Annotated in this window: 20 protein-coding genes; 17 read left to right on the plus strand and 3 right to left on the minus strand. The window is 68.8% G+C overall.

Annotated elements, in window-relative coordinates; all coding sequences use genetic code 11:
- Window positions 1-66 precede the first annotated feature (66 nt).
- The 4 genes from K3A85_RS04770 (at window position 67) to K3A85_RS04785 (ending at window position 5,792) form a co-directional block, all read left to right on the plus strand.
- Complete coding sequence (locus tag K3A85_RS04770) at window positions 67-1,338, plus strand: spinster family MFS transporter (protein WP_404822908.1); 1,272 nt, start codon at window positions 67-69, stop codon at window positions 1,336-1,338.
- Window positions 1,339-1,512: 174 nt separating this feature from the next.
- Window positions 1,513-3,228, plus strand: a complete 1,716-nt coding sequence (locus K3A85_RS04775; protein WP_404822891.1) for an ABC transporter transmembrane domain-containing protein — start codon at window positions 1,513-1,515, stop codon at window positions 3,226-3,228.
- A 3-nt stretch (window positions 3,229-3,231) separates the two neighbouring features.
- Window positions 3,232-4,386 carry an efflux RND transporter periplasmic adaptor subunit gene (locus K3A85_RS04780; protein ID WP_225205343.1) on the plus strand — a complete coding sequence of 385 codons (1,155 nt, stop codon included), beginning with the start codon at window positions 3,232-3,234 and terminating at the stop codon, window positions 4,384-4,386.
- Window positions 4,383-5,792 carry a TolC family protein gene (locus tag K3A85_RS04785; protein ID WP_225205344.1) on the plus strand — a complete coding sequence of 470 codons (1,410 nt, stop codon included), beginning with the start codon at window positions 4,383-4,385 and terminating at the stop codon, window positions 5,790-5,792. The genes K3A85_RS04780 and K3A85_RS04785 overlap by 4 nt, the downstream gene beginning before the upstream one ends.
- A 1,279-nt stretch (window positions 5,793-7,071) precedes the next feature.
- Here K3A85_RS04785 and K3A85_RS04790 read toward each other — a convergent pair.
- From K3A85_RS04790 to K3A85_RS04800, 3 genes are read right to left on the minus strand one after another with little or no spacing between them, the layout of a single operon-like run.
- Window positions 7,072-7,377 carry a hypothetical protein gene (locus K3A85_RS04790; RefSeq protein WP_225205345.1) on the minus strand — a complete coding sequence of 102 codons (306 nt, stop codon included), beginning with the start codon at window positions 7,375-7,377 and terminating at the stop codon, window positions 7,072-7,074.
- Between the two features lie 48 nt (window positions 7,378-7,425).
- Window positions 7,426-7,797: a hypothetical protein gene (locus K3A85_RS04795; protein WP_225205346.1), complete on the minus strand. Its 372-nt coding sequence runs from the start codon at window positions 7,795-7,797 to the stop codon at window positions 7,426-7,428.
- Window positions 7,797-8,483 carry an XRE family transcriptional regulator gene (locus K3A85_RS04800; protein ID WP_225205347.1) on the minus strand — a complete coding sequence of 229 codons (687 nt, stop codon included), beginning with the start codon at window positions 8,481-8,483 and terminating at the stop codon, window positions 7,797-7,799. Before K3A85_RS04800 ends, K3A85_RS04795 begins: the two co-directional genes overlap by 1 nt.
- A gap of 48 nt (window positions 8,484-8,531) precedes the next feature.
- Between K3A85_RS04800 and K3A85_RS04805 the strand changes: the two genes are divergently transcribed.
- From K3A85_RS04805 to K3A85_RS04865, 13 genes are read left to right on the plus strand one after another with little or no spacing between them, the layout of a single operon-like run.
- Complete coding sequence (locus tag K3A85_RS04805) at window positions 8,532-8,816, plus strand: transcriptional regulator (protein ID WP_225205348.1); 285 nt, start codon at window positions 8,532-8,534, stop codon at window positions 8,814-8,816.
- On the plus strand, window positions 8,813-9,292 hold the full coding sequence (locus tag K3A85_RS04810; protein ID WP_225205349.1) for a hypothetical protein: 480 nt from the start codon (window positions 8,813-8,815) through the stop codon (window positions 9,290-9,292). The genes K3A85_RS04805 and K3A85_RS04810 overlap by 4 nt, the downstream gene beginning before the upstream one ends.
- Complete coding sequence (locus K3A85_RS04815; protein ID WP_225205350.1) at window positions 9,289-10,467, plus strand: MucR family transcriptional regulator; 1,179 nt, start codon at window positions 9,289-9,291, stop codon at window positions 10,465-10,467. Before K3A85_RS04810 ends, K3A85_RS04815 begins: the two co-directional genes overlap by 4 nt.
- Window positions 10,467-11,171: a hypothetical protein gene (locus K3A85_RS04820; protein ID WP_225205351.1), complete on the plus strand. Its 705-nt coding sequence runs from the start codon at window positions 10,467-10,469 to the stop codon at window positions 11,169-11,171. Before K3A85_RS04815 ends, K3A85_RS04820 begins: the two co-directional genes overlap by 1 nt.
- On the plus strand, window positions 11,171-11,389 hold the full coding sequence (locus K3A85_RS04825) for a hypothetical protein (RefSeq protein WP_225205352.1): 219 nt from the start codon (window positions 11,171-11,173) through the stop codon (window positions 11,387-11,389). Before K3A85_RS04820 ends, K3A85_RS04825 begins: the two co-directional genes overlap by 1 nt.
- Window positions 11,390-11,394: 5 nt before the next feature.
- Window positions 11,395-11,697, plus strand: coding sequence for a LexA family protein (locus tag K3A85_RS04830; protein ID WP_225205353.1), 303 nt, complete (start codon window positions 11,395-11,397; stop codon window positions 11,695-11,697).
- Window positions 11,697-12,098, plus strand: a complete 402-nt coding sequence (locus K3A85_RS04835; protein ID WP_225205354.1) for an ASCH domain-containing protein — start codon at window positions 11,697-11,699, stop codon at window positions 12,096-12,098. Before K3A85_RS04830 ends, K3A85_RS04835 begins: the two co-directional genes overlap by 1 nt.
- The gene (locus K3A85_RS04840; RefSeq protein ID WP_225205355.1) at window positions 12,098-12,352 is read left to right on the plus strand and encodes a hypothetical protein; all 255 of its coding nucleotides are present in this window, start codon (window positions 12,098-12,100) and stop codon (window positions 12,350-12,352) included. The genes K3A85_RS04835 and K3A85_RS04840 overlap by 1 nt, the downstream gene beginning before the upstream one ends.
- A complete protein-coding gene (locus K3A85_RS04845; RefSeq protein ID WP_225205356.1) occupies window positions 12,349-12,540 on the plus strand; it encodes a hypothetical protein in 192 nt (63 codons plus the stop codon). Before K3A85_RS04840 ends, K3A85_RS04845 begins: the two co-directional genes overlap by 4 nt.
- Window positions 12,537-12,782, plus strand: coding sequence for a hypothetical protein (locus K3A85_RS04850; protein ID WP_225205357.1), 246 nt, complete (start codon window positions 12,537-12,539; stop codon window positions 12,780-12,782). Before K3A85_RS04845 ends, K3A85_RS04850 begins: the two co-directional genes overlap by 4 nt.
- Window positions 12,779-12,991 (plus strand): hypothetical protein, encoded by a 213-nt coding sequence (locus K3A85_RS04855; protein WP_225205358.1) that lies wholly within the window; start codon window positions 12,779-12,781, stop codon window positions 12,989-12,991. The genes K3A85_RS04850 and K3A85_RS04855 overlap by 4 nt, the downstream gene beginning before the upstream one ends.
- Window positions 12,984-13,442 carry a hypothetical protein gene (locus tag K3A85_RS04860; RefSeq protein WP_225205359.1) on the plus strand — a complete coding sequence of 153 codons (459 nt, stop codon included), beginning with the start codon at window positions 12,984-12,986 and terminating at the stop codon, window positions 13,440-13,442. Before K3A85_RS04855 ends, K3A85_RS04860 begins: the two co-directional genes overlap by 8 nt.
- 26 nt (window positions 13,443-13,468) lie before the next feature.
- The gene (locus tag K3A85_RS04865) at window positions 13,469-15,397 is read left to right on the plus strand and encodes a transposase domain-containing protein (protein ID WP_225205360.1); all 1,929 of its coding nucleotides are present in this window, start codon (window positions 13,469-13,471) and stop codon (window positions 15,395-15,397) included.
- The last annotated feature ends 25 nt before the right edge of the window (window positions 15,398-15,422 follow it).

Here is a 15,422-nt window from a genome sequence, read left to right on the forward strand (position 1 = left end):
ATGCCGCAGACCGCAAGCCCGACGGGCGCCAGCGCGCGCGCCGCGCCGCCCCAGCCCCCCCGCGACATGTCCGGCGCCGCCCCCCGCCCGGCTCCGCGCGCGAACCTTGTCCTGGCCATGTTGCTCGGGGTCTATGTCCTCAACTTCGTCGACCGGCAGATCCTCTCGATCCTCGCCGCGCCGATCCAGGCCGAACTGGGGATCAGCGACGCGCGCATGGGCCTGCTTGGCGGCATGGCCTTCGCGCTGCTCTATTCGACGCTCGCCGTGCCGCTCGCGCTCGTCGCCGACCGCGTCAGCCGCACCTGGGTGATCACCGGCGCGCTCGTCGTGTGGAGCGTGTTCACCGCGCTGTGCGGCATGGCGCAGGGGTTCTGGCAGCTGTTCGCAGCGCGTGTCGGGGTGGGCGTGGGCGAAGCCGGCGGCGTCGCCCCGTCCTATGCGCTGATCGGCGACTATTTCCCGAGCGAGAAGCGCGCCTCGGCGCTGTCGATCTATGCGCTCGGCATTCCGCTGGGCTCGGCGCTCGGCGTGCTGGCGGGCGGCTACATCGCCGCGACGATCGACTGGCGGGTCGCCTTCCTCGTCGTCGGCGGGGCGGGCGTGGTGCTGGCGCCGGTGTTCCGCCTGCTGGTGCGCGACCGCCCGCGGCTCGCCGGCGAAGCGGTGGCGGCGCCGCCGCGGCTCGGCGTGGTCGCGCGCACGGTCATGGCCAAGCCCTCGTTCTGGCTGCTGACCTTCGGCGCCACCGCCAGCTCGATGCTCGGCTACGGCGTCGGCTTCTGGATGCCGAGCCTGCTCCAGCGCTCCTACGGGCTCGACCTGATCGAGACCTCGTACTTCATCGGCGCGCTGCTGCTGCTCGGCAGCGTCAGCGGCATGGTGCTGGGCGGGCGCATTGCCGACCGCCTCGGCCGGCGCGACCGCGCCTGGTTCGGCTGGGTGCCGGCCATCTCGTTCATCGCCGCGGTGCCGCTGTTCGTCGCCGGCATCCTCAACGACAACGTCTGGCTCGCCTTCGTCCTGTTCCTCATCCCCCAGGCCTTCGCCTATGTCTGGCTGGGCCCCGTGCTCAACGCGATCCAGCACCTGGTCGAGCCGCCCGCGCGCTCGCTGGCGAGCTCGCTGTTCCTGCTGATCAACAACCTCATCGGCCTTGGCGGCGGGATCTATGCGCTGGGCGCGCTGTCGACCGCGCTCAAGCCGCATTACGGCGAGGAGGCGCTGCGCATGTCGATGCTGTTCGCGCTGGCGCTGCTGGTCGTCGCCTCGGCGCTGATGGCGCTCGCCGGGCCTGCCCTGCGGCGCGACTGGGTGGACGAGCCTCACGCCGGCTAGGGCCGGCCGCGCCCGCCGGTCCTGACGGTCCTTCGGGGGCGGAGGCGCGCGCGATCCGGGGGCGATCCGTATTCCTGCTTGCACAATTGTGAGGATAGATTGCTCGCGGTTGCAGCATGCGGGTGGACGCGCCACCTAGCGCGCCGCACCTGCGCAGGAGGACCCCGTTTCGTGATGGCCGCAACCGCGACCGAGACCGCCGAGCACCACACCCCGACGATGCGCGACTTCGCGCGCTGGAGCGGCCACGTGCTGAGACCCGATCGCGGGTTCATCCGCCTCGCGCTGCTCTATGGCGCGGCGATCTCGTTGCTGTCGCTGGCGACGCCAATCTCGGTCCAGCTGCTGATCAACTCGGTCGCCAACACCGCGCTGCCCGCGCCGCTGTTCACGCTCTCGCTGCTGCTGTTCGCGCTGCTCGCCATCGCCGGCCTGCTGATGGCGCTGCGCGTCCTGCTGATGGCGCGCTTCGAGCGGCGCTTCTTCGCGCGGATGGTCGCCGAGATCACGCTGCGCGCGGTCCATGCGCAGAACCCGTTCTTCGTCGATGCCCGGCGCGGCGACCTGTTCAACCGCTTCTTCGACCTGGGCACGGTGCAGAAGGCGCTGACCAGCCTCGTCATCGGCGGCTTCACCATCGTCCTCCAGAGCCTCGTCGGGCTCGTCGTGACGAGCTTCTACCACCCCTTCTTCCTCGCCTTCAACGCGCTGCTGGTGCTGCTGGTGCTGGTGATCTGGCGCATCTGGCTGGCCGGCTCGCTGGCGAGCGCGGTCGCCAAGAGCCACGCCAAGCACGCCGCGGCGCACTGGCTCGAAAGCGTCGGCGGCTCGAACGGCTTCTACAAGTCGAGCCGCCACATGCGCTTCGCCATCGACCGGTCGGAGGACATGACCGCCGCCTACGTCGCCGCGCACCGCCGCCACTTCCATTACACCTTCGGCCAGACCATCGCGCTGCTCGCGCTCTATGCGCTGGCGAGCGCGGGGCTGCTGGCGATGGGCGGCTGGCTGATCCTCCAGGGCGAGCTGTCGATCGGCCAGCTGGTCGCCGCCGAGCTGATCCTGTCGGGGGTGTTCTACGGCATCGCGCAACTGGGCTCCTACCTCGAGGTGTTCTACGACCTCGCCGCCGGGCTCGAGGAGCTGTCGCTGTTCTGGGACGTGCCGCAGGAAGCCGCGCCCGAAACCGATGCGCCGGGCCTCGGCAACGGCGCGATCCGGCTCGACCGGGTGCAGCTGGGGCCGCATCGCTTCGACTTTTCGGTGGCGAGCGGCGAGCAGGTCGGCGTGGTCGCCGCGCCCGGCGTCGAACGCGGCATCGTCACCCTGCTCAAGCGGCTGCGCGCGCCCGAGCGCGGCTTCGTCACTGTCGGCGGCGCCGACCTCGGCACCTTCGACATGTACCGCCTGCGCTCCGACGTGATCGTGCTCGACCGCCCGACGATCGTCGAGATGACCTGCCGCGAATACCTGACGCTGGCCGCGGCGGGGCAGGGCGCGGCGATGCTCGAGGCGCTCGCGCTGGTCGGGCTCGAGGCGCGCATCGGCGCGCTGCCGGGCGGGCTCGACACGCCGCTGTCGAGCTCGGGCTGGCCGCTTTCGGTGGGCGAGACGATGGCGCTCAAGCTTGCCGGCGCGATCCTCGCGCGGCCGCGGGTGCTGGTGCTCGCGCCGCTCTACGACCTGCTGCCGCCGGCGCGGATCGACCGCGTGCTCGCCGCGCTGCGCGCGCACGGCACCACCGTGCTGCAGTTCACCGCGCGGCCCGAGGGCCTGGCCCGCGACGCCTGGCTGTGGCTGGGCGAGAGCGCGCAGGCGAAGGGGGCGACGCTCGCCGAGGTGCTGCCGGGCCACACCGCCGCCCCCGCCACCCCCGGGCAGGAGGGCTGAGCCATGGCGACCCGTCCCGACAACCTCGCGCAGTTCCGCACGCTCGCCGCGATCCGCCCGCCGCGCCTCGTCGTCGCGCTTGGCTGGATGATCGCCATCGCCGTGCCGCTGATCCTGCTCGCGCTGGTCTTCGTGCCCTGGGTGCAGACCGCGCCCGGGCGCGGCCAGGTTGTCGCCCTCGATCCGCAGGACCGCCTGCAGCAGGTCACCGCGCTGGTCCCCGGGCGGGTCGAGCGCTGGTACGTGGTCGACGGCCAGCCGGTGAAGAAGGGCGACCCGATCGCCCGCATCGCAGATAACGACCCCGACCTCCTCGCCCGCCTCGCCGCCGAGCGCGCGCAAGTCGCGGCGCAGATCGCCGCGAGCGAGCAGGCGATGGCGACCGCGCGGATCGACGTCGGCCGGACCGGCCAGCTGTTCGCCGACGGCCTTGCCGCGCGGCGCGACTACGAAGCCGCGCAGATCAAGGTGGCCGAGCACGCCGCCAAGCTCGCCGAGGCGCGCGCCAAGCTCGCCAAGGCCGACATCGCGCTCAACCGCTCGGCCGCGCAGCTGGTCCGCGCGCCGCGCGACGGGCGCATCCAGGCGCTCAACACCGCCGCCGGCGCGACGCTGGTCGGTGCGGGCGACTGGCTGGCGACGCTCGCGCCCGAGGATTCGCCCCGCGTGGTCGAGCTGCTGGTCGATGGCCGCGACGTGGCGCTGGTGCGCGTAGGGCAACCGGTGCGGCTGCACTTCGAAGGCTGGCCGGCGATCCAGTTCAGCGGCTGGCCCTCGGTGGCGCAGGGCATGTTCGACGGCCGCGTCCGCGCGATCGACCCCACCGCGCAGGACAGCGGGCTGTTCCGCGTGCTGGTCGAGCCGAGCCCGGGCAAGCCGCGCTGGCCCGACGACAACTTCGTCCGCCTCGGCTCGAAGGTGCGCGGCTGGATCCAGATGGAGACGGTCAGCATCGGCTACGAGCTGTGGCGCCAGCTCAACGACTTCCCGCTGGAATTCCCCGCGCCCGTCGAGACCGGCCCGCGCAAGGGCGCCGGCAAGGGGTTCGTCGATAAAGGCGGCTATGGGGGCGGCTACGGCGGCGGTTATGGCGGCGGCGGCGGCGCGGCCAAGGGCGGCAAGGGCGGCGCCGGCAAGGACGGCGAGGAGGGCAAGTGATCCGCCGCCGGCTGCGCGCCCTGCCCGCCGCGCTCGCCTTGGTCGTGGCCGGCCCGTCCTTCGCAGCGGCGGCGCCGGCCGCCCCGCTCACCCTGGGCGAGGTGCTCGCCTCCTCGGCGCAGCACCAGCCGCAGATCCTCGAGGCGATCGCGCGCGAGCGGCAGGCCGACGCCCGCCTGCTGGCCGCGCAAGGCGCGTTCGACCTGGTGTTCGACGTCGATGCGCAAGCCCGCGCGCTCGGCTACTACGACGGCACTTATGCCGACCTGCGCACGACGCGCCCGCTGCCGGGCAACGGCGGCCAGGTCTATGGCGGCTACCGCCTCTCGCTCGGCGACTTCCCGGTCTACGACGGCAAGCAGGTGACCAACGGGCTCGGCGAATTCCGGGCGGGCGCGGTGTTTTCGCTGCTGCGCGACCGGCTGATCGACGAGCGGCGCGGCAAGCGCGACCTTGCCGGCAGCGACATCGAGATCGCCGCGTTCGAGCGCGAGGCGGTCGCCATCGGCGTGCAGCGCCGTGCGATCGACGCCTACCAGCAATGGGTCGCGGCCGGGCTGCGGCTGCGGCTCTACCGCGAGCTGGCCGACCTTGCGCGCAATCGCCAGGCCTCGATCGAGCGGCAGGTGCAGCTGGGCGCGCGGCCGGCGATCCTCGCGGTCGAGAACCGGCAGAACATGGTCCGCCGCAGCGCGCTGGTGGTGCGCAGCGAGCAGGAACTGCAGCTTGCCGCCAACGCGCTCTCGCTGTTCCTGCGCGACCAGCTCGGCCAGCGGGTGACCCCGACCGCCGACCGCCTGCCCGACGCGATGCCCGAGGGCGTGCGGCCGCGGCTCGAGGACACGCAGGTCCACCTCGCCGACCGGCCCGACCTCAAGGCGCTGACCGCGCGGATCGGCCAGACCGAGACCCGCGCGGCGCTGGCGCAGAACGAGCTGCGGCCGCGGCTCGACATCCGCGCCGAGGCCTCGAAGGACTTCGGCGCGGGCAGCGCGACGCGGCGGCCGGCCGAGGCGCTGGTGGGCCTGCGCTTCTCGCTGCCGCTCGAACAGCGCAGCGCGCGCGGGCGCATCGCCGAAGTCGCCGCCGAGCGCGACGCGCTGTCGCAGCGCCAGCGGCTGCTCGAGGACCAGATCGGGGTGGAGATCGCCAACTTGCGCGCCCAAGTGCGCGGCGCGGGCGAACTGGTGCGCCTCGCCGGCGACGAGGCCGCGCTCGCGCGCCGCATGGCCGAGGCCGAGCGGCGCCGCTTCGACCTCGGCGCGAGCGACTTCCTGCTCGTCAACCTGCGCGAGGAAAGCGCCGCCGACGCCGCGCTGCGCACGCTCGACGCGGCCTTGCGCGAAGCGTCCGCCCGCGCCGAACTCGCCGCCGTCGTCGCCGATCGCGCAGCGCTCGGGCTGTAGGGGGAGTCGCGCCCGCAAGGCCGCACACGCAAAAACATCCGGCGGCGAACCCGGACCTGATGCCTTGGGGAAGCGATGCGGACCTGCGCGACCGGCGCGGGCGCCATTGCCTGGCGCTGCGCGAAGGAGGGCGGTGAACGCTCTGGCGAGTGGCCGGCGGGGCGTTGCTTCCCGCACGGCTCGGCCTTGTTCGGACGGGGGCTCGTATCCCTTGCGACGGCTCGCGTGCCGCATCGGGTCCGTAGCGAGTCCCTAAGGATAAGTTCCGGGATAAGCAGGGCCGCACGAGGGGGCCAGGCCGGACCGGAACCGGACTTCATGGGAGCGCTGCCACGCGGCTGGACCGCCGCACCACATCCGCCCGTCCGTTGCACTGGCTGGGGTATGCCCTGAGGGACTTGGGGCTTTACGCCCTCGCTCGCCGCATCTGGTGAGAGATCCGGCTTCCCGCAGCGCCGACCCGCGCCGGTCGCGTCGGGCCTCACCCCGCGTGGAGATCAGCCCGAAGGAGCGAAGAGCAAGCCGGCCATGCCGCTCCCGGTCCGTGGGGCGGTGTATAACCTATATGGTTAGTTGTGTCAAGATGGGTTGGGGAGGGTTCGCGCAGAGATCGCAGAGGCGCGGAGAAGGAAGGGAGTAGGGGGGGCGAGGGGCGGGGCCCCTCGCGCTCCCGGGACGTCTTCCGGCGCTGGCCTTGCGGATGCGGCGCGGGGTGCAGAGGGCTTCGGGGGTTGCACTGAAGGAAGGGCGGCCCTTCGACAGGCTCAGGGCTGCGGAGCGCGGACCTCTTTCCCCGTCCGTCCTGAGCTTGTCGAAGGATCGTCCTTCTTCGAAGGCTGGCTCGGCGCGGCACCCCTCCACTGTGGTTTGACAGGACCGTCTTGAGTAGCGGGGTTTTCCGGGATTGAGCGGTCGCATCGGGGGAAATCCGTGGATTTTGGGGATTTTCGCGGTTTGTGGCGGGCGCTCGCGGGCCTTGGGAACTGTCTAAGTGACCGGGCCATCTAGACATGGCTTTGCCAAGAGCGGTTTGAGTAGCACGAAAATCGCTCCACGCGCGGCATCGGCGGTTTTCTGCGCCTCAGAGGCTTCTCACTGGGCCATAAGGCGCGCGTGAGGGCCTTCTGAAGTGGGCGGAAGTGGGGTGCAAAGCTGCCCAGTTCGATAATGGCGCGCCGATCGGCCCGCAGCCCGCAGAAACCGGGCTTCTTAGCGCATCGGGCATCGGCCGAGTCTAGCATTGGCGCCGGCACGAAGTGGGACACTTTTCCGCGCCCATTTATGGCTGCTGCGCGCGCCATAGCGCGGGGATTATCTCGTCTTCCCAGAGCTTGCGCATATCGAGCCAGGCGACGTAGGCGTCTTGTTTCAAGATCGTGCCCTGGTCGGTGCGGCCGGCTTCGCCGAAGGATGACCGGTCGAGCAGCTGCTTGGCGCGGATATGGAGTTCGGGTTGTTTGACTTCGTCCTGGGGAATGCGCTCGACGAGCTTTTCCAGCGCCTCGGTCAACACGAGCAGATCCGCCCAGTAGTCTGGACCGTCGAGCGGCTCTTCCGGGTCATCGCGCCAGGCGTCGAGTGCCATGGCGAGGTGCTCGATCGCAATCTGGACGTGTCGTTGTGGGTTCATAGGTCAGTCCCGCTTGCGCAGCTCTTCCACAACGCGGGCGACAGCGAGCTGGATGATGCCTGTGAGGAACGCGACGGCAGCGCTGGTGAACAGAATGCCGCGCCAACCCACTAGATCAATGTTGGCGACGCCACCGTTGGAAACATCAAGGTTTGCCGCGCCAACCATGCCCACGAAGCCACCGATTGTGGCAAGTATGCCGAGTACCCAGCGGCTGCTACTATCGCTACTCAATCTCGCGGCTGTGGCTTCGACTTCGGGCTGCTCGGCGGTGTCGACTTCGGTCTGCTTGTCCGCACGAAGCGCGAGAATGCCGACCAGCATTACCGCAAGCACTGCGAAAACGACGACGACCCCCACCAAGTCCTCGCTCATTACAGCCTCCTTACCACCGCGACGACGCGGCCGATGATGTGCAGCTCATCCTCACTCACGCGGCTGGGGCGAACCAGCTGATTGTCGCTGTGCAATTCGATCACGCCGTCACCATCGAAGTGAAGCCGCTTGACCATTCCAATCTCGCCAACAGCCAGGGCCCATATGCCGTCGGACATTCGCGGTGTCCGTTGCGATGTGTCTATCAGGAAGGTCTCACCTGCGCGGATCGTCGGTTCCATAGAGTCGCCGTCGCCGGTAGCCCAAAAAAGGTACTCAGGGGGCGCCCTGGTCACACTACGCAGCCATTCGCGAGAAAAGCTACGCATCTCTTCCGCGATCGGGAGATCTAGATAGCGGGCGCCCATGCCATATCGCAGATCAATCTCGCGTAGTTGAACTACGTCATCGTCTTGATCGACGATTGGCTGTGCTGGTTTTTCTCTCTTCGACGGCTTCGCTGCAGCCCTAATTGAGCCACGCTCATCGCTCTCCCCCAGTAGGTACTCAGGGGAGCAATCGAGCGCCCGCGCAATCGCCAAGATTTCTCTTGGGTTGCGTGTTTCGCCCTTCTCCAACCTCACTAGTGTTGATTGTCCAACGCCAACCTCGCGGGCCAACGCCGCCTGCGACAAGCCGCGTTCCTCTCGAAGTGCGATGAGCCGATCGGGGCGTAATTCAGCCATACCCCCTCCTATCCATAACCGGGTAGAGTCGCCCTATTCATTATCGGCTTGCAGACCTATCCGATGTTGGATAGGTATCCATTTATGGAAGGAAACCGCACCCGATATGAAGCGCTAAAGGCCTGCCGTCACGCGGCTGGGTCTGACAGTCAGATGGCACGCGATCTTGGTGTGCCGCAGTCCACCATGTGGCGTTGGCTCAATCAGACGAAGCAGCTTCCCGCCGAGCATGTCCTCAAGGCAGAGCGGTTATACGGCGTTAGCCGACACGAGCTGCGCCCTGACATTTACCCTGTCGAGCGTCGTCGCGGCCGCAAGGCGGTGTCCGCATGATGCGCGAGCGCGAAATTGCCGCCCGCGTCTATGCAGTGCGCCAGCGGCTTGCAGCGGGGCTTTCGGCGTCGGACGATGTTGACGAGCGAGCTTACCTTTCCAGCGACGAGGCGATCGCGACCGCCCGCCGTGTTGCGCGCTATCGCGCGGCTCTAGCCGGCAAAGCGAAGCGCGCCCGAGGCGCGGATCGTGTCCAGCAGATCCTGCAGCTGCTTGGCGGCTCCATGCTGCCCTTGTTCGGCAAGTTCATCGGCAAAGGCGCTGCCCTGTTCTACCGTTGCGTCGGCGGCACCCGGAATGGCGCGGCCGGTCGCAATGGCGAGGGCGAGAACGAGGTATTCGAGCGCCTCTATCCGGTCCTGCGGCGTGATCGTCATCCAGCTTCTCCTGCAATCGAGATCGGCACCCTTGCCGACGAGGAGAAGCGTATTGCCCGCGCGGTTGTCGCGCATCGTCTAAGTGAGAAGCGCAAATGAACAGCCTGCTCTCGAACGCCCAGTTGTTCGAGCTTGACCCCGCACAAGTCGACGAAGGGAAGCGCATCGGCTTCCTGCATCAGGACAAGGCAGCCGCGATCGGCCGGCTGATGAAGGTCGACGGACAGCGCGACCCGATCAAGGTGGTCGCGCAGCCGAAGAACACGGCGCAACCGTGGCGGTTGGTGACGGGCATGCATCGCCTGATCGGTGCGCGGCTGGAGGGCATCGCCGTATGGGCGATCGAGGTCGCGGGCAAGCCCGAGGACCTGGCCGACCTGGAAGCGAGCGAGAACCTGCATCGCCGGCCGCTGGCGCCGATCGAGCGGGCCAAGTTCACGGCGGCGCTGGTCCAGGCGGCGCAGGAGCGGATTGCTCGCGCGCATGGCAACCTTTCACACCAAAAGCTCGGTGCAAAGCTGCGCTGGGAGCGTGTGAAAGCCCACGAAACGCGCCCTGACGCAGCGCTTACCGAGGAAGTCAGCGATGCTTATGCCACGATGGCACAAGTATACGGCTGGGAGGAGTCGGTCGGCGAAGCGCTCGGCATGTCGCGCCGGTCTATCCATCGCGATCTTGAGCTTTTCCGCCTGCTGATCGAGCCCTTCGGCGACGTGATCGAGCAGCTGGCGCGCCATCCGGTTGTCGGCGAAAACGCCTCGCAGCTGCGCGCCATCGCCCAGGTCCGAGAGGAAGCCGATCGGCGCCGCGTGATCGAGGCGCTGCTGGCGGACCCGGAGATCGGCGCCGACGATGCGCGGATCGCGGTCGGCATCGATAGCGGTGGCGGGCGCAAGCCGAGCCAGGAAGAAAAGGCCGTCTCGGCGGTGGTCGGCAACCTCGGCCGGCTGAGCGCGCCGCAGCAGAAGCGCTATGTGAGCGAGATCGCCAAGTCGCTGAAGAGCGACGAGGTCAAGCGGCAGCTGCGCGACGTGCTCAACGAGCAGCTGGGCGATGCGCCCGTAACGCCGCCTAAGCCGGCAGTCCTGGTCCGGCAATCAGTAAAGCCGGACCATCTCGTCTGCCTCGACTGCGGCGAGAAGATGGAGCGGCTGATGCCGCACATTCGCGAGGCGCATGGTCTTTCCATGGTCAAGTATCTCGCCCGGTGGGACCTGCCGATGGACTACCCGTTCACCGCTCCCAACCTTACCCTGGATGAGGACGAGGCCTGATGCGCGGTGAAATCTCCACCGGCCGGCAGGCGAAGCGCCACCCTTACGACTGGTATGTCGAGCAGGGCTGGGAGTGGGAGCAGATCGTCGCGGCGATCGGTCTGGAAGAGGCCGAAACGGGCACCATGATCTGGGATCCTGCTGCCGGGTTCGGCCATAGCGCATCGCGCCTGCAAGGCATGGGGTTCGCGGGCTCGCTTCTGCTGTCGGATATTGTGAACCGCGTGGCCTGGGACGACTTCGAGCGGCCCGAGGACGTCACCTTCACGAGCGCCTGCTTCATCGAAGACGGCCCGTGGGAGGTCCTTCATGGTCGCGTGTCGATCTGGTGCAATCCGCCCTTCAGCTACCGCCACTACTGGCTCGACGGCCGCAAGATGATCGTCTCCGAGGCGTTCGTGCGCCGGGCGCTACAGATCGCCACGGATCGCGTGGTGATGATCCTGCCGGCCAAGTGGCTGGCGATGGGCAAGCGCCGCTCGCGCCTCGTCCGCGTGGATCATCCGCCGCAGTTCGTGCTGCACTTCTGCGAGCGCCCGTCGATGCCTCCCGGCGACATGATCGAGGCCATGGGCGGGCGCGCCTATCGCGGCGGCATGGTCGATTACTGCGCCGTCGTGTGGGACGTGCGCAACCCGACCGCGCCCGGCGATACGCGCACGATCTGGCTGCCGCCGCTAGGCCTGGTCGAGGAGCGCGCGTGATGGCCGGGCTCTATCCCCAGGAAGCGGCCGTGATGGCGCTGTGGGATCGGGGCTACCTGATTCCGGCCATCGCGTGTCAGACCCAGCTGCCGATCAGCCGGATCGAGCGCATCGTTGGCCTGTACGACGACACCGGCAGCGAGGGGCGCCAGCGCGACATGCTGCGCCGTGGATCGGCCGCGCTGCTGCGCGCGATCCAGATCGCGAGGGGGCGCTGATGGCCTTGAGCCTGACTCCAACGCAAGCACGGCTGCTGCGCTTCATCGCGGGCTATCAGGCCGCGCACGGTGGCGTTTCGCCCACACTCGAAGAGTGTCGGCGTGCGCTCGGGCAGAAGGCCAAGTCGAACATCTGCCGGATGATGTCCTGCCTCGAGGAGCGCGGCGCGATCCGCACGCTGGCAGGGCACGCGCGGGCGATCGAGCTGATCGAGCGCCCCTCCATTCCTTCGATCGGCGGTGCACCGCTCTACGCCGTGCCGCTGATCCCTTCGCCCAGCATGATCTTCAGTGGGGAGCGCCCGTAATGGTTGCACTCAGCTTCAAGGCGCAGTTTGCCGGTCCGATCCTGGCCGGCACCAAGCGCCAGACGATCCGCAATCGCAAGCACCCGCCCAAGCCGGGCGACACGCTGCAGCTTTATGTCGGCATGCGCACCAAGCACTGCCGCAAGATCATGCCCGACGTGATCTGCACCGAGGTCGCGCTGATCGTGATCACGGTCGATAGAGCGCACCCGGAGATCATCGCCGAGCTGGATTTCGGCGAGTTCAAGCTGCGCGATCACGAGATCGAGCGGTTCGCGGTGGCCGACGGCTTTGCCGCGAGCGAGGGCTGCAGCGCGCGCCGCGCGATGGGCAACTTCTGGCTGCGCCACCACGGACCCGGCCTTTTCGCCGGCCATGTCATCCGGTGGGAGGCGAAGTGATGGCCCAGTCGCTCGCCGAGCGATTCCGCGCAGCCCGAGAAGCCTTTGAGGCGGGCATGAAGCTGGGGTGCACCCCGCGCGAGGCGCAGGCGCGCCTGCGCTGGGAAGAGACGCACCGCCGCCTGGAAGCCCGCAAGGCGCAGATGGATCGCGTATCGCGCCCGATCCCGATCACCACGGCCTGCGAGGTCGGCGCCGAAGGCGAAAGCGACAACCTGCCCTGGTGGAAGCAAGAGCAGGGAGGCATGGCGTGAACCTGCGGCCAGCCCCCTTCATGCTCAACGAGAGCACCGTGCGCGCGCTGCTGACCGACCAGCATGGCGCGGGCGTGGTCCGCGTTCCCGTTGTGTCGATGCGCCTGGTCGATCGGCCGCGCCGCTCCGAGGATCCGCGCTTGGCGCGCGCGAACGACGATGGCGACTTCAAGGGAGGCGCGCTGTGAGCGAGCGCCTCGAAATGCTCCGCCAGGCTGCGCGTGCCGAAGCGGCGCTGCGCGAGCAGCAGCTGCGCCAGGCGCGCAAGCTGAGCAACACGCCGCGCAGCGAGCGGGGTGTGGCCGACGTCGGTTATGGCGAGACGGCCTGCCCGCGCTGCGGCGCGCGCAGTGGCTTTGGCTGCAAGCATCGCGAGCCAGGCGACACGCGGGCGAAGCTCTCGTCCTTCGAGCGCAGGAGGTCGCTGTGAGGCCTGCGCAGCTCCCATGGAAGCCGCTTGATGCGCGCGCCCGCGACGGCCGTTCGGTGCTGCTGAAGCGCGGCAACGCGATGGCGCTGGGCAAGTGGAACGGAGAGGCGTTCGTCTACCCGGCGACGTCGGGCATGCGCGTCGATTTCGAGCCGACCAGCTACTACGATCCCGACACGCTGAGCGCAGGGGCATTCGTCCATGCCTAAGGCGAAGGCCCATCCCGAACAGCTTGGCTTCACCTTCGAGGCCCCCGCGCCTGCGTCGGGCGCCGCTGCTCTGGCTGGGCTCGAGCAGCGCATCTGCCGGGTGGTCGGCACCATTCTCGCCAGCGATTCCCGCCCGCGCGAGATCATCGCGGCCGAAATGAGCATCCTGCTCGACGAGGAAGTCAGCCGGGCGATGCTCGACGCCTATTCGAGCCCGGCGCGGGCCGATCACAAGGTGCCGATGAGCCGGTTCTTTGCGCTGATCGCGGTGAGCGGCCGGCAGGACCTGCTCGACCCGCTGCTGCGCGAGATCGGCGCGGCCGTGCTGGTTGGCGAGGAAGTTCATACCGCGCGCCTCGGCCAGATCGACCGCGAGATCGAGCGGCTGAAGAAAGAACGACAGAAGGTTTCGGCGACAGCGCCGCTTATCCGGGGGGATCGATTCCAGTGACGGCCAAGCCAGCCCTTTCCCCTGACATGGCCGCGCCCGCCGCGCGCGAGTGGTTCACCGCCGCCGAGCTGGCCGACCTGGCGCTGCCGGGCCTGCCCGCCGACAAGCGCGCAATGAACCGCTTTGCCGACGAGCGGCGCTGGAAAATCCAGGCGGACAAGGCCGGCAACTATCTGGCGCGCCCGCGCGCCGGGCGCGGCGGCGGGCTGGAATTCCATGTCTCGCTGCTGCCCGGCCCAGCGCGGATCGAGCTTGCGCGCAAGCTGGGCGAGACGGTCCTGGTCGAAGCCGAAGACCCGGCCGCGAGCAGCTGGACGTGGTACGAGCTGCAGGGCGACAAGGTGAAGGCTGCGGCCGAACAACGCGCGGCAATCGTGGCGCAGATCGAGCTGCTCGAGCAGTCGGGCCTTTCGCGCACAATGGCGGTGAACGCCGCCGCGATCGAGCACGGCAAGAGCGCGCAGACGATCTGGAACTGGCTGAAGCTGATCGATGGCGTTGCGCCCCACAACCGGCTGCCGGCGCTGGCGCCGCGTGTGCGCGGCGGCGGGCGCGAGGCCGAGATCGACGACGAAATCTGGCGCATCTTCCTGTCAGACTACCTGCGGCCCGAACAACCGACGCTGACCAGCTGCTATGACCGCACGGCCGAGATCGCGAAGGAACGCGGGCTCGACATGCCGTCCGAGCGCTCGGTGCGCCGCAAGCTCGACCGCGAAGTCGATCCGCGCGTGCAGCTGCTGCGCCGCAAGGGCGAGGAGGCGCTGCGTCGATCGATTCCGGCGCAGAAGCGCACCGTGGCCGAGCTGCACGCGCTCGAGCTGGTGAACATCGACGGCCACAAGTTCGACGTGTTCGTCCGTACCGGCGAGGGCCGCGTGATCCGCCCGATCATGGTTGCGATCCAGGACGTCTATAGCCGCAAGTTCCTCGCCTGGCGCATCGGCGGCGAGGAATCGGCGGTGCAGACGCGGCTGTGCTTTGCCGACCTGTTCCAGAACTTCGGCATTCCCAAGGCCTGCCTGCTCGACAACGGGCGCGCCTTTGCCAGCAAGTGGATCACGGGCGGTGCGAACAGCCGTTTCCGCTTCAAGATCCGCGAGGAGGATCCGACCGGCCTGCTGACCGGCCTTGGCATCCAGATCCACTGGGCGACGCCCTATCGCGGCCAGTCCAAGCCGATCGAGCGCGGATTCCGCGACTTGTGCGACCGGATCGCCAAGCATCCCGCCTTCGCGGGCGCCTATGTCGGCAACAACCCGATGGCGAAGCCGGAAAACTACGGCAGCCGCGCGATCGACTGGGCCGAGTTCGTCGCCCAGGTCGACAAGGGCATGGCAGACCACAACGCCCGGCTGAGCCGCCGCACGGAATCGGCGCGCGGGCGCAGCTTCGACGAAACCTTCGCCGAGAGCTATGCCCGTTCGCCGATCGGCAAGGCCACGCCTGAGCAGATGCGCCTGGCGCTGCTGGCCGGCGAGCAGAAGCGGATCGACCGGCAGACCGGCGAAATCCGCCTGTTCGGCAACCGGTATTGGAGCCCGGAATGCGGCCGTCTGCACGGGCAGCAGGTGACGGTGCGGTTCGACCCCGACAACCTGCTGCGCGACGTGCACCTGTACGACCTGCAGGGCCGCTATCTGTGCGCCGCGCAGCTGCTGGGGGACGTCCACTTCCTGGACGCGGCCGAGGCCAAGGCGACGGCGAAGCGGGTGGCGGAATATCGCCGCAGGATCCGCGACGCGGTCGAGGCGCAGGACCTTCTTACCGCCGCGCAAGTCGCTTCTCTGCAGGTGGATGCGCCGATGCCGGTCCTGCCCGAACCGCAGGTGATCCGTCCGGTGCGCCATCGCGGCCAGAGCGCCGCCGCGCTGAAGCCGGTGACTGCGCCCGCGCAGCCTGAACACGAATCCAGAGTTTTCGCCGCCCTCAAGCTTGTGAGGCCGTCGGAATGAAAGGGCGCGCGGGGCCGGCCTAGGA

It is taken from the genome of Novosphingobium huizhouense (genome assembly GCF_020179475.1).
GTDB lineage: Bacteria > Pseudomonadota > Alphaproteobacteria > Sphingomonadales > Sphingomonadaceae > Novosphingobium > Novosphingobium huizhouense.

What these genes read in the sequence shown, in the direction of transcription:
- K3A85_RS04790 (WP_225205345.1), bottom strand. Translation starts at nt 7,377, where the DNA reads ATGGCACTCGACGCCTGGCGCGATGACCCGGAAGAGCCGCTCGACGGT.
- K3A85_RS04835 (WP_225205354.1), top strand. Translation starts at nt 11,697, where the DNA reads ATGGTTGCACTCAGCTTCAAGGCGCAGTTTGCCGGTCCGATCCTGGCC.
- K3A85_RS04775 (WP_404822891.1), top strand. Translation starts at nt 1,513, where the DNA reads ATGGCCGCAACCGCGACCGAGACCGCCGAGCACCACACCCCGACGATG.
- K3A85_RS04815 (WP_225205350.1), top strand. Translation starts at nt 9,289, where the DNA reads ATGAACAGCCTGCTCTCGAACGCCCAGTTGTTCGAGCTTGACCCCGCA.
- K3A85_RS04800 (WP_225205347.1), bottom strand. Translation starts at nt 8,483, where the DNA reads ATGGCTGAATTACGCCCCGATCGGCTCATCGCACTTCGAGAGGAACGC.
- K3A85_RS04795 (WP_225205346.1), bottom strand. Translation starts at nt 7,797, where the DNA reads ATGAGCGAGGACTTGGTGGGGGTCGTCGTCGTTTTCGCAGTGCTTGCG.
- K3A85_RS04840 (WP_225205355.1), top strand. Translation starts at nt 12,098, where the DNA reads ATGGCCCAGTCGCTCGCCGAGCGATTCCGCGCAGCCCGAGAAGCCTTT.
- K3A85_RS04820 (WP_225205351.1), top strand. Translation starts at nt 10,467, where the DNA reads ATGCGCGGTGAAATCTCCACCGGCCGGCAGGCGAAGCGCCACCCTTAC.
- K3A85_RS04810 (WP_225205349.1), top strand. Translation starts at nt 8,813, where the DNA reads ATGATGCGCGAGCGCGAAATTGCCGCCCGCGTCTATGCAGTGCGCCAG.
- K3A85_RS04865 (WP_225205360.1), top strand. Translation starts at nt 13,469, where the DNA reads ATGGCCGCGCCCGCCGCGCGCGAGTGGTTCACCGCCGCCGAGCTGGCC.
- K3A85_RS04780 (WP_225205343.1), top strand. Translation starts at nt 3,232, where the DNA reads ATGGCGACCCGTCCCGACAACCTCGCGCAGTTCCGCACGCTCGCCGCG.
- K3A85_RS04770 (WP_404822908.1), top strand. Translation starts at nt 67, where the DNA reads ATGTCCGGCGCCGCCCCCCGCCCGGCTCCGCGCGCGAACCTTGTCCTG.
- K3A85_RS04860 (WP_225205359.1), top strand. Translation starts at nt 12,984, where the DNA reads ATGCCTAAGGCGAAGGCCCATCCCGAACAGCTTGGCTTCACCTTCGAG.
- K3A85_RS04825 (WP_225205352.1), top strand. Translation starts at nt 11,171, where the DNA reads ATGGCCGGGCTCTATCCCCAGGAAGCGGCCGTGATGGCGCTGTGGGAT.